16 protein-coding genes and 1 tRNA gene are annotated in these 17,575 nt (G+C 69.6%); 16 read left to right on the forward strand and 1 reads right to left on the reverse strand.

Annotated elements, in window-relative coordinates; all coding sequences use genetic code 11:
• The first annotated feature begins 59 nt into the window (after positions 1–59).
• The 16 genes from ABD481_RS19645 (at position 60) to ABD481_RS19720 (ending at position 17,026) form a co-directional block, all read left to right on the forward strand.
• On the forward strand, positions 60–659 hold the full coding sequence (locus tag ABD481_RS19645; protein ID WP_344667156.1) for a hypothetical protein: 600 nt from the start codon (positions 60–62) through the stop codon (positions 657–659).
• Entirely contained in the window at positions 656–1,588 is a 933-nt protein-coding gene (locus ABD481_RS19650) for a hypothetical protein (protein ID WP_344667157.1), read from the forward strand. Before ABD481_RS19645 ends, ABD481_RS19650 begins: the two co-directional genes overlap by 4 nt.
• Positions 1,585–2,040 carry a hypothetical protein gene (locus tag ABD481_RS19655; RefSeq protein ID WP_344667158.1) on the forward strand — a complete coding sequence of 152 codons (456 nt, stop codon included), beginning with the start codon at positions 1,585–1,587 and terminating at the stop codon, positions 2,038–2,040. The genes ABD481_RS19650 and ABD481_RS19655 overlap by 4 nt, the downstream gene beginning before the upstream one ends.
• 84 nt (positions 2,041–2,124) lie before the next feature.
• Complete coding sequence (locus ABD481_RS19660; protein ID WP_344667159.1) at positions 2,125–3,087, forward strand: phosphoadenosine phosphosulfate reductase domain-containing protein; 963 nt, start codon at positions 2,125–2,127, stop codon at positions 3,085–3,087.
• Positions 3,088–4,371: 1,284 nt separating this feature from the next.
• Entirely contained in the window at positions 4,372–5,082 is a 711-nt protein-coding gene (locus ABD481_RS19665) for a hypothetical protein (protein WP_344667160.1), read from the forward strand.
• 108 nt (positions 5,083–5,190) lie between these two features.
• The gene (locus tag ABD481_RS19670) at positions 5,191–7,419 is read left to right on the forward strand and encodes a hypothetical protein (RefSeq protein ID WP_344667161.1); all 2,229 of its coding nucleotides are present in this window, start codon (positions 5,191–5,193) and stop codon (positions 7,417–7,419) included.
• Positions 7,420–7,763: 344 nt separating this feature from the next.
• Positions 7,764–7,934, forward strand: a complete 171-nt coding sequence (locus tag ABD481_RS19675) for a hypothetical protein (protein ID WP_344667162.1) — start codon at positions 7,764–7,766, stop codon at positions 7,932–7,934.
• Between the two features lie 97 nt (positions 7,935–8,031).
• The gene (locus ABD481_RS19680) at positions 8,032–9,009 is read left to right on the forward strand and encodes a DUF5131 family protein (protein WP_344667163.1); all 978 of its coding nucleotides are present in this window, start codon (positions 8,032–8,034) and stop codon (positions 9,007–9,009) included.
• Positions 9,006–9,389, forward strand: coding sequence for a hypothetical protein (locus ABD481_RS19685; RefSeq protein ID WP_344667164.1), 384 nt, complete (start codon positions 9,006–9,008; stop codon positions 9,387–9,389). The genes ABD481_RS19680 and ABD481_RS19685 overlap by 4 nt, the downstream gene beginning before the upstream one ends.
• Complete coding sequence (locus ABD481_RS19690) at positions 9,386–10,645, forward strand: DNA cytosine methyltransferase (RefSeq protein ID WP_344667165.1); 1,260 nt, start codon at positions 9,386–9,388, stop codon at positions 10,643–10,645. Before ABD481_RS19685 ends, ABD481_RS19690 begins: the two co-directional genes overlap by 4 nt.
• Positions 10,646–10,656: 11 nt before the next feature.
• Positions 10,657–11,091, forward strand: a complete 435-nt coding sequence (gene ssb, locus ABD481_RS19695; protein WP_344667166.1) for a single-stranded DNA-binding protein — start codon at positions 10,657–10,659, stop codon at positions 11,089–11,091.
• A gap of 121 nt (positions 11,092–11,212) precedes the next feature.
• The gene (locus ABD481_RS19700; RefSeq protein WP_344667167.1) at positions 11,213–11,386 is read left to right on the forward strand and encodes a hypothetical protein; all 174 of its coding nucleotides are present in this window, start codon (positions 11,213–11,215) and stop codon (positions 11,384–11,386) included.
• A 162-nt stretch (positions 11,387–11,548) separates the two neighbouring features.
• Positions 11,549–13,396, forward strand: coding sequence for a DUF927 domain-containing protein (locus ABD481_RS19705; RefSeq protein ID WP_344667168.1), 1,848 nt, complete (start codon positions 11,549–11,551; stop codon positions 13,394–13,396).
• 625 nt (positions 13,397–14,021) lie between these two features.
• On the forward strand, positions 14,022–15,101 hold the full coding sequence (locus ABD481_RS19710) for a bifunctional DNA primase/polymerase (RefSeq protein WP_344667169.1): 1,080 nt from the start codon (positions 14,022–14,024) through the stop codon (positions 15,099–15,101).
• 58 nt (positions 15,102–15,159) lie between these two features.
• Positions 15,160–15,510 carry a helix-turn-helix transcriptional regulator gene (locus ABD481_RS19715; protein WP_344667170.1) on the forward strand — a complete coding sequence of 117 codons (351 nt, stop codon included), beginning with the start codon at positions 15,160–15,162 and terminating at the stop codon, positions 15,508–15,510.
• A gap of 64 nt (positions 15,511–15,574) precedes the next feature.
• Positions 15,575–17,026 (forward strand): tyrosine-type recombinase/integrase, encoded by a 1,452-nt coding sequence (locus ABD481_RS19720; protein ID WP_344667171.1) that lies wholly within the window; start codon positions 15,575–15,577, stop codon positions 17,024–17,026.
• Between the two features lie 131 nt (positions 17,027–17,157).
• Here the strand turns inward: ABD481_RS19720 and ABD481_RS19725 are convergent.
• Positions 17,158–17,238: transfer RNA gene (locus tag ABD481_RS19725), tRNA-Tyr, on the reverse strand.
• Positions 17,239–17,575: the final 337 nt, after the last annotated feature.

Raw genomic sequence — 17,575 nt, forward strand, 5'->3', positions numbered from 1 at the left:
CCGGCACCACGCCTCAGGGCTCACCTCGTACTGCCACAGACGAAAGGGTCTTCTCTGTCATGTCTGAACAGCTGGTCGTCATCGATGACGTCTCTGACCGCTCTCGCGCCTCCGATCGGATCTCCCGGTACGGGGCCTACCTGCGCAACAGTGCCGAGGAGTTCCGCGACGCCTGGGACGGCACCGTGGCCGGGCCGGTCGAGTTCGCCGCCGCCGCGTGGCGCAACGCCACCGGCCCGGTCATGGGGCCCGGCTATGCCGAGATCCGCAACGACATCGACAGCATCCGCGTCATCACCGGCGACTCCGGCGACGGCGACTGGGCGATCGAGGTCACCATCGCGCTGACTCACAGCGCGCTCAGGCCGCTCTTCCCCAGCCACCTGGGCCTGGGCGACTTCGGCGACTGGCACACCGAGCGCTCCCCGTTCAGCGAACACTCCAGCTACTGGAACCCGGAATACACCCGTCCGGCGCTGCTGACCAGCACCCGGCTGATAATCCCGCTCGTCGCCACGATGCTGCCCACCCCCAGCCCGGACACCCCGGTCGGCACCGTGTGCTTGGCCGATGCCAAGGCCGCGGTGCGGGCGGTCGCCGACATCGTCAACCGCCAGGCCGGGCCGGTCGTGGAGGCGCTGCGCGGTGGTGCCCGATGAACACCCCCGCGGTCTACTTCAGCTGGATCGAGGTCCCGAACTACCTGGTGCTGGAATCCCAGCTGGCCAAGTTCGACCTGCCGCGCACCGTAAACGGGCCGGTACACGCCCTGATCCGCACCTACAACGCCTACGGCAAGAAGGACGAGTTCGCGCTGTACGACATGCGCGAGTCGGCGCCGTCGGGCGGCACGGCCGCCACGCTGGAAGCCGCCGCCGCCCGGCGCACCCGCGTCTACCTGTGTGATGACTGCGGGGCGCACACCGAGGCTGAACTGGGCCTGCACCACCCGTGCGGACGCACCACGATGGGGCACCCCAGCCCGTGCCCGTGGACGGGGCGGCGCTGTGCGATGTGCCGACGCGTCGCGCAGCTGGCCGCCGCAGTCCGCACCGCCACCGCCGCCCGCGCCGACGTCACCGCATGGGCCGCGCAGATGATGCGCGACCGCGCGGTGGTGGTGCGGGTGACGGCCGTGTCTCCGAGCCCGGCCACCACGGCGGGCGGGCGCCGCCGACCTGTGACGGGCTGGCTCGTCGATGCCGTCGACGTGCACGGCACGACGATCCCGGTGCCTGCGATCGCCCGCGCCTCACGCAAAACCCCGGGTCTGGGCCCGGCCCCGGTGGACACCGTCGCCGGCGCGGCCCGGCTGCACACAGCGCTGGACGGGCGCACCGTCATCGCCTACACCGACACCGAACGGGAGCTGCTCGCCACACTGCTGGCCGCGCAGCAGCCCGCTGACCCGGACGCGCGACCGCGGTTCGCCACCGATCTGCGTACTCAGCTCACCGCCTGGCGGGGCCTGATCGACCCGGACACCGGACGGTTCATCCTGCCGCTTGACCCCGGCCCGGCCGACCGGTGCGCGCTGCTCATCCGCCGCATGACCGACACCGCGCCGACTGCGAAGGAGCAGGGGTGAGGATCACGCTGTCTCCCGGGGAGGTCTCCGACTTCGACCGGCAGGCCGCGATGGCCGCTGACCTGTCGGCTTTCCTGGCCCGGCACCGGCCCGGCAGTCCTACCCCGGTACCGCCGGTGCCCTACCAGATCAACCGGTGGGCGATCTCGGTACGTCTGGAGCCGGACGACGTCGACTACATCGGTGAGGACCTGTTCGGCACCCCGTGCCGTAGCCGAGCCCAGGTGGTTGCTGCCTGGGCCGCCGCGCTCGGCGTGCCGGTCGTCAAGCACCGGTGGCGCGACGGGCGGCTGGAGCTGGCCGTGGGCGCGGACATCGGCAAACCCCGGCGTGATGGCACACCCCGCACCGCCATCGGCATCAGAACCATGATCAGCCCCGGCGACGACGGCTGGATCCCACCGGGCCAGGATCCGACCGAACGCGACCTCACGGCAGCGCACCACGCCTAACAGTCTCCTGTGAGCGGCCCTGGCCTTGCTGCCAGGGCCTTTGCGGGTGTCAGCACATTCCGCGCCCAGCAACGGAGGTCTGCTGTGCCAGCTGCTACAGGTAGCCCGTCCCTCGCCGACTACGACACCGTTCTCATCAACTCCTCCGCGGGCAAAGACAGTCAGGCCATGCTCACCCACCTGGTGGACCTCGCCGACCGGCAGGGCGTCCCGCGCAGGCGGCTGGTGGTCGTCCACGCCGACCTGGGCCGGGTCGAATGGCCCGGCACCCGGGCCCTGGCCCAGGAACAGGCCGCCGCATATGGGCTCCGGTTCGAGACTGTGGCCAGGAGCGAAGACCTCTTGGACCAGGTCCGCACCCGCCGTCGCACCCTGGACGCGGTCGCGGCTGCCTTGCACCAGGAGGCTGCGGCGCTGGCCGCCGCCGGCTACCCGGGCTTCGCCGGCCTGGCTACCGAGCTGGCGGGCAAGAAGACGAACACGCCCGCCTGGCCCTCATCCACCGCCCGTTTCTGTACCAGCGATCAGAAGACATCGCAGGTGGCCAAGCTCATGACACGGCTGGCCGCAGAGCATCGCACGGCACACCCTGCGGCTGGGCCCGTCAGGATCCTGAACTGCCTGGGGATCCGGGCTGTCGAGTCTGTGGCCCGTGCGAAGAAGGTGCCGTTCGGCCTGGACGGCGCCGCAACGAACGGCCAGCGGATCGTCGACCGGTGGCTGCCGATCTTCGACTGGTCCGATGAGCGGGTCTGGGCCACGATCCGCCGCTCCGGGGTCCGTCACCATCCCGCCTATGACGCTGGCATGCCGCGTCTGAGCTGTGTTTTCTGTGTTCTCGCTGGGCGTCGTGAGCTGGTCCTGGCGGCCCGAATGAACCCGGGACTGCTCCAGGACTACCTCGCGGTGGAGCAGCAGGTGCGCAGCGACTTCAAGCACGGCCTGAGCATGAAGGACATCGCTGCGGCGGCTAAGGCGATCGGCCCGGTGTCCCCGGCCCGGCCCGACGACCCCGACGGCAGGTTGGACTCCGACACCTCGCCCTGATGGTTGATCTCCGCCGGGTGAGGCTTGGCACCGTCCAACCAAGACCGCCCAGGCGTCCCAGGGCGCACCCGGCGCCGCTTCGGCCCGCACGCCCGGGTACGGCCCCGGGTACGGCCCTCAGGTACGGCCGATGCCGCCGGGGTACGGCTGCCGCCCGCGTCCGGGTACGGCCCGTCTTCTCTTTTCTGGTTTTCGCCGTGACGTATTCCGGCGGTGATGTCTATTCGCTTTTTCTTGTGGGATTGGAGGTTTGCTGTGAGCGTCAGTGAATTCGAAGATGTTCAGTCCGGAGTAGTTTCGGCTGCGCCGGTGATTCCCGCGCAGCGGGGCAGCATCGAGACAGATGCCGGTGATTCCCGGCCGCCGGTCGTCGATTCGTCACCGGATTCTGCGGCGGGTGCGCCGATGGAGTTCGACGGGCACACCCCTGGGGGTGTGCCGGTGGCTGCGGTGGCGTCGGTGGGTGCCGGTTCGGCGTTGGCGGGGGTGTCGACGCTGGGGATGCTCGGCGGTCCGCTGGCTTTGGCCGGCGGGGGGCTGTTGGCTGCTGCCGGGGTGGTGGTCGCGTCGGTGCGCAAGCACCGGACGGGGGCGCCCCGGGCGCGTATCGGCAGTGGGCGGTGGCGGCGGGCTCGCGCCGCTGCGGTGCGTGGCGCCTCGGGCCGGGGCGTCTCGGGCCGCGGTGGCCGCGCCACGCGTTCGGGTGCCGGTGCGGGTGCGGCGGCTGGTGGGTTGCCGTCGCGGTCGCGTCGGCAGGATCGGCGGGCGCGTACTGCTGCTCGGCACGGGGTCGCCGATGCCCGGCGCGGCATGCGCCGCGCCGGGAGTACGGCTGGGGCGTCCGGCGGTGCCGTACCGCGCGGTATCTCCCGGCTGCGGCGGCGCTCCGCCGCTGCCCCGGGCGGTAGCCCGGCCAGCAAGAGCGGTGGGGCCGGTTTGCGCGGTGGCCTGCGGCGCCGGAGCGGCGCGGCCGGTGGTGTCGGCCGCCGTGGTTTCGGTCGCCGGGACGCCGCGGGTCGCTTTGGTTCTCGCCGTGCCCGTGGTGCCGGCGGCGGTTTGGGTCGCGCTTCGGGTGGTGCGGGTGCCGGGCGGGCGAAACGTCGCGGTCACCACTCCACCGGTGCCGGAGCCGGGGGTACGCGGGGCGGGTGGGCGCAGCGCAGGGATGCCCGGCGCACAGCCCGCCGGACCAGGCGGGAGGCTCGGCGGACCCGCAAGGCTAATGCCCGCCGTTTCGGCGGGTCGGCGCGGCGCCGCTGGCGCCTGGCCCGCTCGGCGGGGCGGATGCGGGCCCGTCTGGGCCTGGCCACCGCGATTGCCGCACCGTTCGGGGTCGCATCGGCGCTGTTGGGTCCGCTGCTCAAGCGGAAGCTCCAGTGGGGGCGCAAGGTCTACCGGCGCCTGGCCGATCGGGCGCGGGCCGCGCGCAAGGAGCGTGACGCGGTCATCGAGGCGCAGCACCAGGACGAGGCAGGGCTGGCCGCCGCCCCGGAGAACACGCAGCTGCCTGGGACGACCACGCCGACCGGCCGTGGCGGCGCCATCGATGTTGATTTGGACGATCTGTTAGCGCTTGCCGACGTGCTCGGCGCCGAGACGGTTTCCACCACCACATCTGAAGGGACTGGATCCATGGAGTTTTTCGACTTCCGGCAGCAGGCCGAGGACATGTATCAGGCCGCGCTGTCCGGCGAGGCCGAGGGCCCCGGGGCGATGATGCGCGTGCTGAACGCGTTCGCCACGATGCCCGAGACGCTGGAGCTGATCGCCAAGACCTTCGAGGTGGTGGCGCAGCGCTGCGACGACGAGTTGCCGCTGGACCCGCAGGTCACCGAGGAACTGGAACAGGTGCGAGGCCACATCCGGTCCGCTGCCTCGGCGGCGGAATCCCTGGAACCGACGTTCCGCAGCCGTCACGAGGCCGACATCGCCCGCCACGAGGACCCCCGCACCGGCGAGGACAAGTGGGACGTAGGCCCCGGCGGCACCGACTGACCCAGCCCGTCCCGCCCGGGGTGGTGACCGCTACGGCCCCGGGCCCTCTCCTGCACCGCAGGAGGCGCCCCGGGGCCTTTTCCGGTTGTGAGCAAAGGAGACAAGGACATGACGCCACCGCAGCACACCAATACCGCCCCGCCCGCCGCAACCCGCACCAGCGGCAACAGCAGCGGTAGTAGCCGTAAGAAGCCCGGCACCGGCGCCAAGAAGCGGGCGGCCGGCCCGGTCCCGATCGACTGGGAGGCCGGGCACGGCACCGTGTCCGGGCCGTTGGCAATGGCCGCCAACGCCGCCGGGGCCGCCGCGTTCGGCACCGCGACCGGGGTTCCCGCTACCTGGCCGTTGGCGATCGCCGCCGCCGGTGCGGTGGGGCACGGGCTGATCGCGCCATGGCGGCGCGGCGCCACCGGCGCCACCTACGGCGCCCGACTGGCCGGCTGGGCCATCGGCGGGACCTGGTCGGCCTCCGTCATCGCCTCCGACCCCCGGCACTGGACCGGCTCTGGGTTCGGCTGGGCGGCCGGCACCCTGGCCGCCGGGGCCCTGGTGGCCCACGGCCTGGCCGCCGAGGCCGAGTTGCAGGAGGAGGCCCGCGACGAGGACGCTCGCGCCGAGGTGGCGCGGGCCGAGAACGCCAGCCGCTGGGCCCTCGCGAATGAGTGGGTGGACCGTATCGAGCGGGTCACGAACATCCGCGTTGCGGTGGTCGCGCTGGCGCAGCGTCCCGACGGAACCGGCTTCGCGCTGGAGGTGGCGCTGCCCGACGGCATCACCGCCTCCCGGCTCGCCGGGTTCAACGTCGCCCTGGCCGAGGCGGCGCGGCTGCCGGTCGGCTGCCTGGTGCAGGTGGTGCCCACCATCATTCAGGGCCAGGTGCTCATCGAGGTGGACACCCAGGACGCCTCCGACCGCGTCCAGTCCTACGGCGAGGACTTCTCCCCGCTCAGCGTCCTGACAGGGATCCCGTGGTTCCTGGGCCGGGACTCCAAGCCGGTGCCGGTGTTCCTGCGGGAGGCGTGCGCGCTGATCCTGGCACCGCCCGGCGGCGGGAAATCGACTCTGCTCGATGCCGTCTTCGCCGGTTTCTGCCGCTGCCCCGATGCTCTGACGTGGGCTATCGACTTGGGTAAGAACGGGAACGCGGCCCGCGCGTTCATCAACCCGTGGCTGGAGTCCACCGGGGTGCTTGCTCCGCCGCCGGGTGCGGACCGGCTGCCCGGCGGCATCAGGCCCGGTATCGACTGGGTAGCTGCCGATGCCGAAACCGCGCTGATCATGCTCAGTGTCGCTTTGGCGCTGGGCGAGTGGCGTCTGGGCGCCTACGCCGAGCTGATGCGCCGGGCAGACACCACGCTGCTGCCGGTCAGCGCCAAAATCCCGTTCCTGACCATCCTGGTGGATGAAGGCGCTGAAATCCTGGGCTACACCGGTTCGGACCCGGTGAAGAAGAAGCTCAAGGAACTGCTGCTGCGGATCATGCAGACGCTCCGCGCCATGGGGATACGTCTGGTGCTCACCGCGGTGGATGGGAACTTGACCGTGCTGGGCGACTCGCAGATCCGCAAGTCCTCCAACGTGCGCATCGCACTGACCGCCACCGACCCCGAAGGTGCCGGAACTGCCAAGTTGTTCCCGGGGCTGCGGGGCATCGACCGCAAGCAACTGCTCGCCAAGGGTGCCGGTGTGGCCGAGGCGACCACCGACCCCGGCGGGTTCGGACGCATCCCCATGCGCACCTTCAAAACCGCGCCATCCTTCGCGCGAGCAGCGGTGGCCGCCACCAACTCCTGGCGTGCCAGCCTGGAGCCGGAAGCGGTCCGGATGATTGCCGCACGGTTCGGGGATGTCTACGACCGGCGCTGGGAGAGGGAGAACCTGGGCTGGCTGTTCGGCGACACCCCGCCGGCGGCCCCGGCGGCGCCCGCCTCCCGCGCCAGTGGCGGGCTGGAGCCGCTGCCGTGGCGGCACAGCCGCACCCCCAAAACCGACACCGGCCCGGGGCCTAAGCCGTTGTCCGCCGCCGACCAGCACACGCTCGACGCCTTCCACCAAGCCTTGGGCATGATCCCGGAAACCGACGAGCCACCGGCCGCCCCAGCGGCGGATGCGCCGATCGGCTGGCAGGGAAAGGTCGTGCAGATCCTGCGCACCGCCGGTGCCGACACCTGGATGTCGGCCGGTGAAGTCCGTGACGCCCTGGCCGAACACGGCACCGATCTGGCCCGGCAGACCGTCTCCACAGCCCTGGCCAAGATGGCCCGGCGGGGCCAGATCCGTACCCAAGGCACCGGCACCCACACCGTGTATGCCGCACTGGAGCACACCGGCCGGTAATACCCGCCGATGTGCTTGTCACTTGTCACGTGACAAGCGACAAGCGACGGACTTGGTCACCCCCGGGGGCCCTCATGGTGCTTGTCACGTGACAAGCGACAAGCGACAAGCCGAGGCCGTACCGAACCACAGTTTTCCCAGGTAAGCGCTCTAATCCGTGCCCGTCTGGCGTCGTTTGACTTGTCACCCCTTACCGATTCGCGCTTGTCGCCTTGTCGCGTCGGTCGCTGAAACCGCAGGTCAACAGGCAAGGCGACAAGCGACAAGCGTCCATCCGCCGCCGTCCGCTACCTGCGGCGTACGGCTCATCCACTCAACCGAAACCGCCCTTTGGGAGGCAAATCATGGTCACCGTTCCGCTGATCGGCATCCTGGCCGCGGTGGTGTTCTTCGCCGTCCGCAGCGGCTACACCACCGTGCTGGTCGCCTTGGTCGTGGCGCTGTTCGGGTTCCTGCTCGCCGACTCCTCGTTCGCCCCGACCATCAACCACATGCTGGCCAGCATCCGGCACTGAACACCTGAAACCAGGCCCCGCACCGCCCCCGACTCGTGGGGCGCGGCGGGGCCTTTCGGGCTGTCCGCACCTTCCGCATCGCTGTGAGGGACAGCCCATGAACACCACCACCATCGAGTGGACCGACCGCACCTGGAACCCGGTCACCGGATGCACCCGGGTCTCGCCCGGCTGCGACCGCTGCTATGCCGAGAACATCGCCCGTCGCTTCGCCGGCGGCGCGGCGTTCCCCAACGGCTTCGCCGTCACCTTGCACCCCGAGCGGCTGGACGCGCCGCGCCGCTGGCGCCGTCCGGCGCGGGTGTTCGTGAACTCCATGTCGGACCTGTTCCACAACGACATCCCGGACGAGTTCGTGCTGGCCGTGTTCCAGACCATGGCCGACACCCCGCAACACACCTTCCAGATCTTGACCAAGCGTCCTGCCCGGATGCGCGCGTTCTGCGACCGTCTCGGGTTCCGTGACCCGACCCGGGCCGAAGCCGCCGCCGGGCATCTGTCGATCGCCTACCTGGAAGACCACCCCGCCGACGTCGCGCCGTGGGATGCCTGGCCGCTGCCGAACGTGTGGCTGGGGGTGTCGGTGGAGGACCAGGCCCGCGCCGAGCTGCGCATCCCCGCGCTGCTGCGCACCAACGCCGCGATGCGGTTCATCTCCGCCGAGCCGCTGATCGGCCCGCTGGACCTGGAAACTTGGTTCAAGCACGTGCAGACCCCGGCCTGCGACCGCTGCTCGGTCAAGGGCGCGCTGGACTGGCACTCCGGGCACTTGTGGGGCCGCTGCGACTGCACCTGCCACCCCGGTTCGCGACCGAACCGGCTCGACTGGGTCATCATCGGCGGCGAGTCCGGACCCGGCGCCCGACCCATGGACCTGACCTGGGCCCGTAACCTCATCGAACTAGGGCGCGTCGCCGGATTCGCCGTGTTCATGAAGCAGCTCGGCACCGCCTGGGCCCGCCGCCACGACTGGTGCCGCAGCCCCAAAGGCGCCGACATGGAGGACTGGCCCGAACGGCTGCGGGTCCGCCAGATGCCCGCCCAGGCCGCATCGGCGATCGGCAGTGCGCGATGACCAGCCGACCGCGACACGCACCCGTCCCGCTCGCCGAACTGCTGGCCCTGGCCGACGCCATCCCGGCTGATCTGGTCGCCCTGGAGCTGCGGCGCCGCCGGATCAAGGCGGTCACCACGCCGAACGGCTGCCGCTACCGGCTCTACCGTGCCGAAAAGGCCATCGCCGCCCACGCCTGGATCGTCGCGCGCAAGGACGACTGGCGCCTGGCCCGCAAGGCCCTGAAGTTCGCCGCCGACCGCGTCGAGCAGCTGCGCACCCGCCGCACCGTCAGCCGCGCCGCCGACCCGGACCTTTCGGGAGTCGACATGAGCATTGCCTTCACCGGCATCTTCCGCGGCGCACATGGGCCCTCGACTTCTCGCGGCGGTCCCGCATGACCGCACCGGACACCATCGACCTGTTCGCCGGCCCCGGCGGCTGGTCCGTTGCCGCTGCCGCGCTTGGCCTGCGTGAGCTCGGAATCGAGCTGGACCCGTGGGCCTGCGCCACCCGGGCCGCCGCCGGGCACCTCACCGTCCGCGCCGACGTCGCGACGCTCCCAACCACCCGCATGAGAAACAAAATCAAGAGGCTGATCGGCTCGCCTCCGTGCGGCACGTTCTCCGCCGCGGGAAAGGGCGAAGGCGTCGGGGACTTGCCACTACTGCACCAGGCACTCGATGACCTGGCGGCCGGATACAACACCATCGACCGGCTGACGACGGCATGCTCGGACCCGCGCACGCCGCTGGTCGTGCAGCCGCTGCGGTACGCACTGGACCTGCGCCCCGAATGGGTCACGCTGGAGCAGGTACCCGCGGTTCTGCCGCTGTGGCAGCACATCGTCCGCATACTTCGGGGCCGTGGCTACTCGGGGTGGGCCGGGGTCCTCAACGCCGCCGACTACGGCGTGCCGCAGACCCGCCGACGGGCAATCCTGATCGCCTCCCGAATACGCGAGGTCGCGCCCCCGGAGCCGACACACGCCCAGGTTCCAGAGGAGGCGACACTGTTCGGCCCCGCCCGCATCCGATGGGTATCGATGGCTGAGGCCTTGGGATGGGACACCGCACGAGTCGTCAACACACGCGGGGCACGCACCACCCCTGGTGGTAACGAGTTCCCGGTAGACCAGCCTTCCTGGGCGCTGACCGAGAAGGCTCGGTCCTGGACCGTCGATGTACGGGCCAGCAGCTATCAGCGCGGCTACGAACGCACCCTGGACAGGCCGTCACCGACCCTGATGGGCCAGACCTACAAGTGGATGCTGCGGAACAACACGCAGGCGAACTCATCCGCGCGGACTCTCGACGAGCCCGCCGGAACCCTGTTCTTCGGTGCCCGCGGCAACGACGTGTCCTGGGTCGCGGGGCGGCCGGCAACCACGCTCGCGGCTACCGGCCGTGTCGCCAAAGCCGGGCATCGGGACAGAGAAGGTGGCGAGCGTCAATTCGAGGATGCGGTGCGTATCACGATCGAGGAGGCCTCAGTTCTCCAGTCGTTCCGGCCGGACTACCCATGGCAGGGCCCGAAGACAAGGAAGTTTCTCCAGATAGGGAACGCGGTGCCACCGCTTCTGGCCCTGCACGTCCTCGCCGCCGCCACCGGAATCGACCCGGCCGATGCGCCCAACCCCTCTTCCGTCCACACGTAAGGAGTTTCACCATGTCCTACGGCGACACCGTCCTGACCCTGACCGGGAACCTCACCGCCGATCCCGAATACCGCGTGCTGGACAGCGGCCAGTCCGTGGTCTCGTTCAGCATCGCCACTGCCCGCCGCATCTTCGACAAGACCTCGGGCCGCTGGGAGGACGGCGACAAGCTGGTGCTGCGCTGCTCCGCCTGGCGCAACCTCGCCGACAACATCGCCGGATCCCTGACCAAGGGCGCCCGCGTCGTGGCCGTCGGCCGCCTCAAGCAGCGCATGTGGGAGGACGAGAACGGCGTGAACCGGCTGATGACCGAACTGGAGCTGGAAGACGTCGGCACCTCGCTGCTGTACGCCACCGCCACCATCGCCAAGGCCACCCGTCGCAACTCCGGCGGCGGCGACGCCTGGACCACGGGAACGGCCACCAGCCCCAAGCCGCCGTTCTGACCTAGGCTTCGGCCCCGGCCCGGACCGGCCCGCATCGTGCGGGCCGGTCCGGGCCTTTGTGCGTGTCGGCATCGCACGCGCCGTCGGGACGCACCGGCGGCCCAACCCCAGGAGTCCTTCGATGTCCTTTCACCTGTTCACGCAGATGCTCGGCACCGCGGTGGAGTTGGTCTTCGCCGTCGATGCCGTGGCTCACCTCATTCACCACGTCGAGGTGCGCTGGCAGCAGCGCAAGGCCACGCGCGCCCTGCTGCGCGACCTCACCCGGTCCGACGACACCCCCGGGCGCTGGTGACCCCGGTCCCTGCTGCCTGCGCCGTGCCGGGCACGTACTGCCCCTCCTGGATTTGGAGTCTTCATGGTTTCCACGAACGCTGATCCCGGCGGTAGCCCGCCGGATGAGGGAGGACCCCAGAACCCCCGACAAGGCGCCTGGTCGCTACCTGCCGGACACCAGATGCCCGAGGGCTACGAACTTCGGCGTGACGGCATCTTTCACGTGGTGCCGCGCTTCGACACCAAGGGCGACGCGGTGGAGCCGAAGTATGTGCGCGTCTCCTACGGCCCGCTGGCGGTGGTGCGCAAGTACGCCTCCGCCGACGGCGAGCAGTGGTTCGACCTGGCCTGGCACGAAAGCCGCCGCCGCACCACCAAGCGCCGGGTCTCCGGGGCGACGCTGCGCTCCGGCGTGCGGCTGGTCCGCGAACTCGGCAGCGTCGGCATCCCGGTGTTCGAGGGCAACGCCGGCAAGGCCGAACAGTTCCTGGCCGCCTACCTGGCGGCCAACACCGACCCGATCGAGGACAACACCATGAGAATCGCCCGCGTCCTAGGCTGGCAGTCCGACGGCACGTTCGTCTCCTCCGATGGGGCGCCGTGTCCGGTGGAGGTCGCTCACACCGAGCAGAAACCGATCCTGGACGCCTACCACCCCGCCGGAACCCTGGCGCAGTGGCAGGCCGCGATCGCACCGGTCCAGGCCTACCCGGTCGTGCGGATCGTGCTGGCCGCCGCGTTCGCCCCGGTCCTGTTCCACCCGCTGCGGCTGCGATCGTGCACCGTGGACGTCTCCGGCCGATCCACCCGCGGCAAGTCCACGGCCGCTGCCGTGGGGCTGTCGGCGTGGGCGAACCCCACACCGGAGTTCCAGGCCTGGGGCACCTGGAAATCCGGAATGATCGGCATCGAGAAGCGGCTGAACCTGATGCGCGGGCTGCCGGTGGTGCTCGATGAAACCCGGGTGGTGAAGTACCCGGACATCGTCGACCAGGTGCTGTATCAGGTGCCAATGGACCAGGGCACCTCACGGGGCGGCAACTACACGTCGTCGTCGCTGCTGCCATGGAACACGCTGGTGATCTCCACCGGAGAACAGCCCGCCCTCAGCTTCACCTCGCACGAGGGCGCCGCTGCCCGGGTGCTCTCGCTGCGCCGGCCGCCGTTCGGGCTGGCCGGGCAGCGCTCCGCCAGCGACGCCACCACCGTGGCCGAAGGCATCACCACCGCGTTCGGCACCGCGGGCCCGGCGTTCGCCGAACGGCTGACCGTCATGCTCGCCGAGTCCGACGGGCTGGCACAGCTGCTCAAACGGCACGACGTCCTGGCCGATCAGCATTCCGACGCCGCCACCAACGATGTGGCGCGCCGCCGGGCCCGACACGTCGCCGCCATCCACCTGGCCGCGCAGTTGGCCCACGAGTGGGGCATCGTGCCGTTCGGCGCGCTGGAGGTCGCCGAGTGGACCGAGCTGCTCTCGGAGGAGGAAGCCCGCGAGGACCGCGGCGCGATGGCGCTGGAAGTCGTGCGCGCCCTGGTCGCCTCACAAGGCCACCGCATCCATCCGCTGTCCACCGGAAAGGTCGGCACTGGCGCCGGTCCCCTCGTCGTCCCTCCGCCCGGTGGCTGGATCGGCGCCCACGTCGAAGACCGCAAAGGCCAAGCCGCGATCGCGCTGCTGCCTGGTGAGCTTGACCGGGCCCTGTCAGCCCACAAGCCCCCGATTGTGCTCGACGCGGTCAAGGAGGCTTGGACCGAGGCCGGGACGATCGCGATGGACCCCGACCCGAAGAAGTCCAAGGCGCTGGACCGGGCATACATCGGCGGAAGGCGTGTACGCGCCTACATCTTCACCAGCGCCACTCTCGACGGCTCCGACGACGAGAACCGCCCCGGAACGCCCAGCGGTAACGCTGCGGCCCCCACGGCTCGGCAGGTGGCATTGCCCGCGCCTTCGGCGCCGCCGGCCCAGTCCCCACTCGACAACGGCTGGGGCCCCGGCACCATCGGCGAACAAGCCAACTCCTGACCCGTCGACCTTCTTTTTCGTATGGGCCCGCGTTTTCATGTCCCGGTGTCCCGTACTACATGAAAATGAGTGTTCTACCTGGTCAACCTATCTATACCTATGGGACACAGGCCGGGACACGGCGGGACACGGCAAGTCCTACGGGACACGGCCCCAACACCCCCGGATGGGTTCGGGACACACCGAACAAGATCGTGTCCCGCATGTGTCCCGGCCTGTGTCCACGGCTTACCCCAGCTCAAGGCTGACTTCCGGGGCCGTGGGACACGGGGACACGAAAACGCGAGCCCATACGGCAGCAACACCACGCCAACCCGGGGCGCCGAAGGCGCGGGCAATGCCACAACCCCAGCCCTCCCCAACGCCACCCCGCCACCGAAACCGCCCCAAAACAGACGCAGGACACGGGGAAACAGTCCCGTGTCCCGCCCTGTGTCCCGGTCTGTGTCCCGCTATACCCAGCACGTCAGAGCCTGTTTTTGGACCTGTGGGACACGGGGACACGAAAACGCGAGCGCGTTCAGAAAAAAGATGCGGCACACCCCTCGCCCACATCCTGCCCCGGCCCTGCGGCCGGGGCTTTTCACGTGCCTGCGCCGTTCCACACCAGAAAGGACCCGACCCGATGACACAACGATCCGCCAGCCTAACCATCGCGCTGGCACTGGCCCAGCTGGGCTGGCACGTCTTCCCGCTCTCCCCGGGCACCAAGGGCCCCCTGGCCAACTGCAAACGCTGCGACCCCAAAACCCAACCCGCGCACCAGATCGAGACGTGCGCGTGCATCGCCGACGGCGCCTGGTGCCATGGCGTACGCGCCGCCACCACCGACCCGGCCCGCATCACCGCCTGGTGGCGCCGCGCCCCCCACGCCGTCCCCGGCATCGCCGCCGGACCCTCCAGACTGGTCCTGATCGACATCGACACCCACGGCGAAGAACTCCCCGACAACCACGCCACCGCCCTACTGCCCGGCATCGACCTGCGCACCGAACTGATCGGCGAAGCCGCCTGGCGCGACCGTTCGGCCTTCCGCACCGGCCGCGACTCCCTGAACCTGCTCGCACGCCTACGCGGAGGACGCAACCCCTGGCCCAGCGACGCCGCCCACCAGCCCCTCGTTGTCACCACCCCCTCCGGCGGCACCCATCTGTGGTACCGCGCACCCGAAGGCGTCACGCTCCACCAGGCCCTCGCCTCTACCCGCCGCGCCCTGGCCTGGAAAGTCGACGTCAAAGCCGGATGGTCCTACGGCGTCGCCCCGGGCGCGACCACCACCGCCGGCACCTACACCATCACCTCCGGTACCCCCGCCAGCATCGGTCACATGCCCGACTGGCTCACCGGCGAAGTCATACGCGTCGCAAGCTCAGAACACCGCGACACCACACCCGCGCCGACCCGCGCCACAGCAACCTCCACCGCCAGCGCCGATCGCGGCACCCGGTACCTACTGGCCGTCCTCAACCGCGGTGACACCCAGCTGCGCGAGCAACGCGGCAAAGAAGGCAGAAAGCAACGACTCGCCGCCCTGGCCTACCAGGCCGGCGGACTCATCCACCTCACCACCCTGACCGAACGCGACGTTATCGACCGGCTCACCGACACCGGCATCGCCAGCGGAATCAACGCCAAAAAAGCCGAGAACATCGCACGCAGCTCCCTGGCCAACGGCCAACGCAGACCCCTCACCATTCGCAGCTGAGCACGCGACCACAACCGAACAGCACCACCGCCACCCCGGCGCCACTGCTTACCAGGGCATGAGCTCCGGGGCAGACCCACATCCGCACAAAGCGGCCCCGGCATCCACTGCCAAGCGATCCGCCGGGGCCGCACCTCCGTCGAAGGAAGGCAACAGCATCGTGGCTCGAAAGCCTGCCGCGGTCACCCGCGAACACAAGACATCACCCGAGAAGACGACTCCCGACGCGTTGCTGGGCATGGCACAGGTCTTGTGGGCCCTGGGGGATGGCGTCCGGCCCCTGCCTCGATCGACCTTCGACCGTTGGAAGGCGGTCGGCAAGGCGCCGAAGGTTCTCAAACTGCCGAACGGTCAGATCCGTGTTCGGCAGTCCGAACTCGAAAAGTTCCTCGTCGCCTGCGAGGTCTAACACCGTCACTCAGGATCCGGCCCAGCGCTTTAGCTGGGCCGGATCCGTCGTACGAGAGGAACGAATGAACGACGAGAGTTACGACGTCCGGATCTGGGAAATCATGAAACGCAAGGGCCGCAAACCGACCGTACGGTGGGTTGTCGGTGGAGTCCTGCCACCCTTCCGTCGGACGTTTTCGACCGTCCCGCTGGCGGACGGATTTCGATCAAAACTGATGGTTGCCACGAACCGCGGAGAACCGTTCAGCCTCACGGACGGGCTCCCACTGTCCTGGGAACGCGAGGCGCCTGGGCCCCCGGAACCGACGCCGGAAGCGCCGACCTGGTACAGACATGCGTTGAAGTACTGCGACATGAAGTGGCCGCACGCGGCGGCAAATTCTCGTTCGGGCATCGCTGAAGCGCTTGCCGTAGTCACGGCCGCCCTCATCCACGAGGATCAGTCGGACGCGCCAGAGCCCCAGACGTTGCGCGATGCACTTTACGGTTGGGCCTTCAACCCGCCGAAACGGGCCCAGGAGCCGACTCCGGAAATCGCGCATGCGATTGATTGGATCGAGGACGCCTCTGTCAGCCTCGCCGACGTCGCTAAGCCAGCCGTCATCCGCCAAGCCCTTGACGCAGTCGCTCTCACAATGGAGGGAAAGAAGGCCGCAACTAGTACCTTCAGCCGCAAGCGAGCGATTCTCTACAACGCTCTGGAATACGCGGTCGAGCTGGAACTACTGGATGCGAACCCCGTCGACAAGGTGAAGCGGGCCAGGCCGACATACCAGGAAGCGGTGGATCGGCGCGTCGTCGCCAGCCCCTCGCAGGTACGGAGAATTCTCGCCGAGGTCAAGAAGTCGCGGCCCGCCCTGGTGGCATTCTTCGGCTGCCTCTATTTCGCCGCGCTTCGGCCGGCCGAAGCGGTCCGGCTCCGCCCGGAGAACTGCCACTTGCCAAAGCGCGGCTGGGGATACCTGGAGCTGACGGGGTCCTCGCCCCGGGCTGGTAGCGCTTGGACAGACAGTGGCAATACGCATGACGACCGGAGCCTCAAGCACCGCTCAGAGAAGGAAGTCCGTACTGTCCCCATCCCGCCCGAGCTGGTCGCGCTGCTCCGTTGGCACCTGGACACCTTCGAGCGGAGCAAAGACGGTCGGGTTTTCCGGAGCGTCCGCGGTGGCCCACTTAGCGAATCCCTCTACGGGCATGTCTGGAGCGAGGCGAGGGCCGTAGCGCTGAGCGAGGCGGTCGCCGCGACGCCACTCGCGGAGCGCCCCTACGACCTGCGCCATGGCGGCGTGTCGCTATGGCTGAACGCGGGCGTCGGTGCTCCCGAAGTGGCTGAGCGCGCTGGCCACAGCGTCAACGTCCTCCTGAGGGTCTACGCCAAGTGCATCGATGGTCAAGCTCACGTCGCCAACCAGAGAATCCAGGACGCCCTCGAACGCATGGTCGATCCGGAGCCGGTGGAGCCGACAGACGCGGAGGGAGAGGCGGAGCCGGGGGAGTCGGACGAGCCCGGATAGCGGGAGCGCGCCGGGAGCGTAGGTACCCGTATGACACTGGGAACAGTGAGGAATAGCCAGTAGGGCCCGGCTCCGGAGATCACCCCCGAAACCGGGCCCTACCTGCGTGTTCATGGCTGTTACCAGCCTTGTGGCGGGTGAAGGATTCGAACCTTCGTAGCTTTCGCGACGGATTTACAGTCCGCTCCCATTGGCCGCTCGGGCAACCCGCCAATCGTGCCGTTCACGGTTCCGATCGAGATCGGCTCCGTGGCGACGCACCAACAATAGCGGATCCCGGGGGGTGCTTTGCCACTCGGTTAGCGGGGTGGGGGCGCTGTGTTGTTCGAACGGTCCGATATGGGTGCATGTGGTAGTCGGATCATCACTGGGGGCGACCCGGCCCTGGTGGTCGGGGCCGGGGTCGACAGGTGATCGTGGGCTGGGCCGACATCGGGCTGTCGGTGACAGGGTCGGCAACCCTGTCGGCCCAGGCCGAACTGAGCCCGGTCATCGGCGCCTTCTGGTGGGTGCCCTGAACCGCGCCGCACAGCACAACGCAGCTACTGA

The organism is Catenulispora yoronensis, assembly GCF_039531695.1.
Lineage (GTDB): Bacteria > Actinomycetota > Actinomycetes > Streptomycetales > Catenulisporaceae > Catenulispora > Catenulispora yoronensis.

What these genes read in the sequence shown, in the direction of transcription:
- ABD481_RS19720 (WP_344667171.1), top strand. Translation starts at nt 15,575, where the DNA reads ATGAACGACGAGAGTTACGACGTCCGGATCTGGGAAATCATGAAACGC.
- ABD481_RS19715 (WP_344667170.1), top strand. Translation starts at nt 15,160, where the DNA reads ATGAGCTCCGGGGCAGACCCACATCCGCACAAAGCGGCCCCGGCATCC.
- ABD481_RS19710 (WP_344667169.1), top strand. Translation starts at nt 14,022, where the DNA reads ATGACACAACGATCCGCCAGCCTAACCATCGCGCTGGCACTGGCCCAG.
- ABD481_RS19675 (WP_344667162.1), top strand. Translation starts at nt 7,764, where the DNA reads ATGGTCACCGTTCCGCTGATCGGCATCCTGGCCGCGGTGGTGTTCTTC.
- ABD481_RS19650 (WP_344667157.1), top strand. Translation starts at nt 656, where the DNA reads ATGAACACCCCCGCGGTCTACTTCAGCTGGATCGAGGTCCCGAACTAC.
- ABD481_RS19705 (WP_344667168.1), top strand. Translation starts at nt 11,549, where the DNA reads ATGCCCGAGGGCTACGAACTTCGGCGTGACGGCATCTTTCACGTGGTG.
- ABD481_RS19685 (WP_344667164.1), top strand. Translation starts at nt 9,006, where the DNA reads ATGACCAGCCGACCGCGACACGCACCCGTCCCGCTCGCCGAACTGCTG.
- ssb (WP_344667166.1), top strand. Translation starts at nt 10,657, where the DNA reads ATGTCCTACGGCGACACCGTCCTGACCCTGACCGGGAACCTCACCGCC.
- ABD481_RS19670 (WP_344667161.1), top strand. Translation starts at nt 5,191, where the DNA reads ATGACGCCACCGCAGCACACCAATACCGCCCCGCCCGCCGCAACCCGC.
- ABD481_RS19700 (WP_344667167.1), top strand. Translation starts at nt 11,213, where the DNA reads ATGTCCTTTCACCTGTTCACGCAGATGCTCGGCACCGCGGTGGAGTTG.
- ABD481_RS19690 (WP_344667165.1), top strand. Translation starts at nt 9,386, where the DNA reads ATGACCGCACCGGACACCATCGACCTGTTCGCCGGCCCCGGCGGCTGG.
- ABD481_RS19645 (WP_344667156.1), top strand. Translation starts at nt 60, where the DNA reads ATGTCTGAACAGCTGGTCGTCATCGATGACGTCTCTGACCGCTCTCGC.
- ABD481_RS19665 (WP_344667160.1), top strand. Translation starts at nt 4,372, where the DNA reads ATGCGGGCCCGTCTGGGCCTGGCCACCGCGATTGCCGCACCGTTCGGG.
- ABD481_RS19680 (WP_344667163.1), top strand. Translation starts at nt 8,032, where the DNA reads ATGAACACCACCACCATCGAGTGGACCGACCGCACCTGGAACCCGGTC.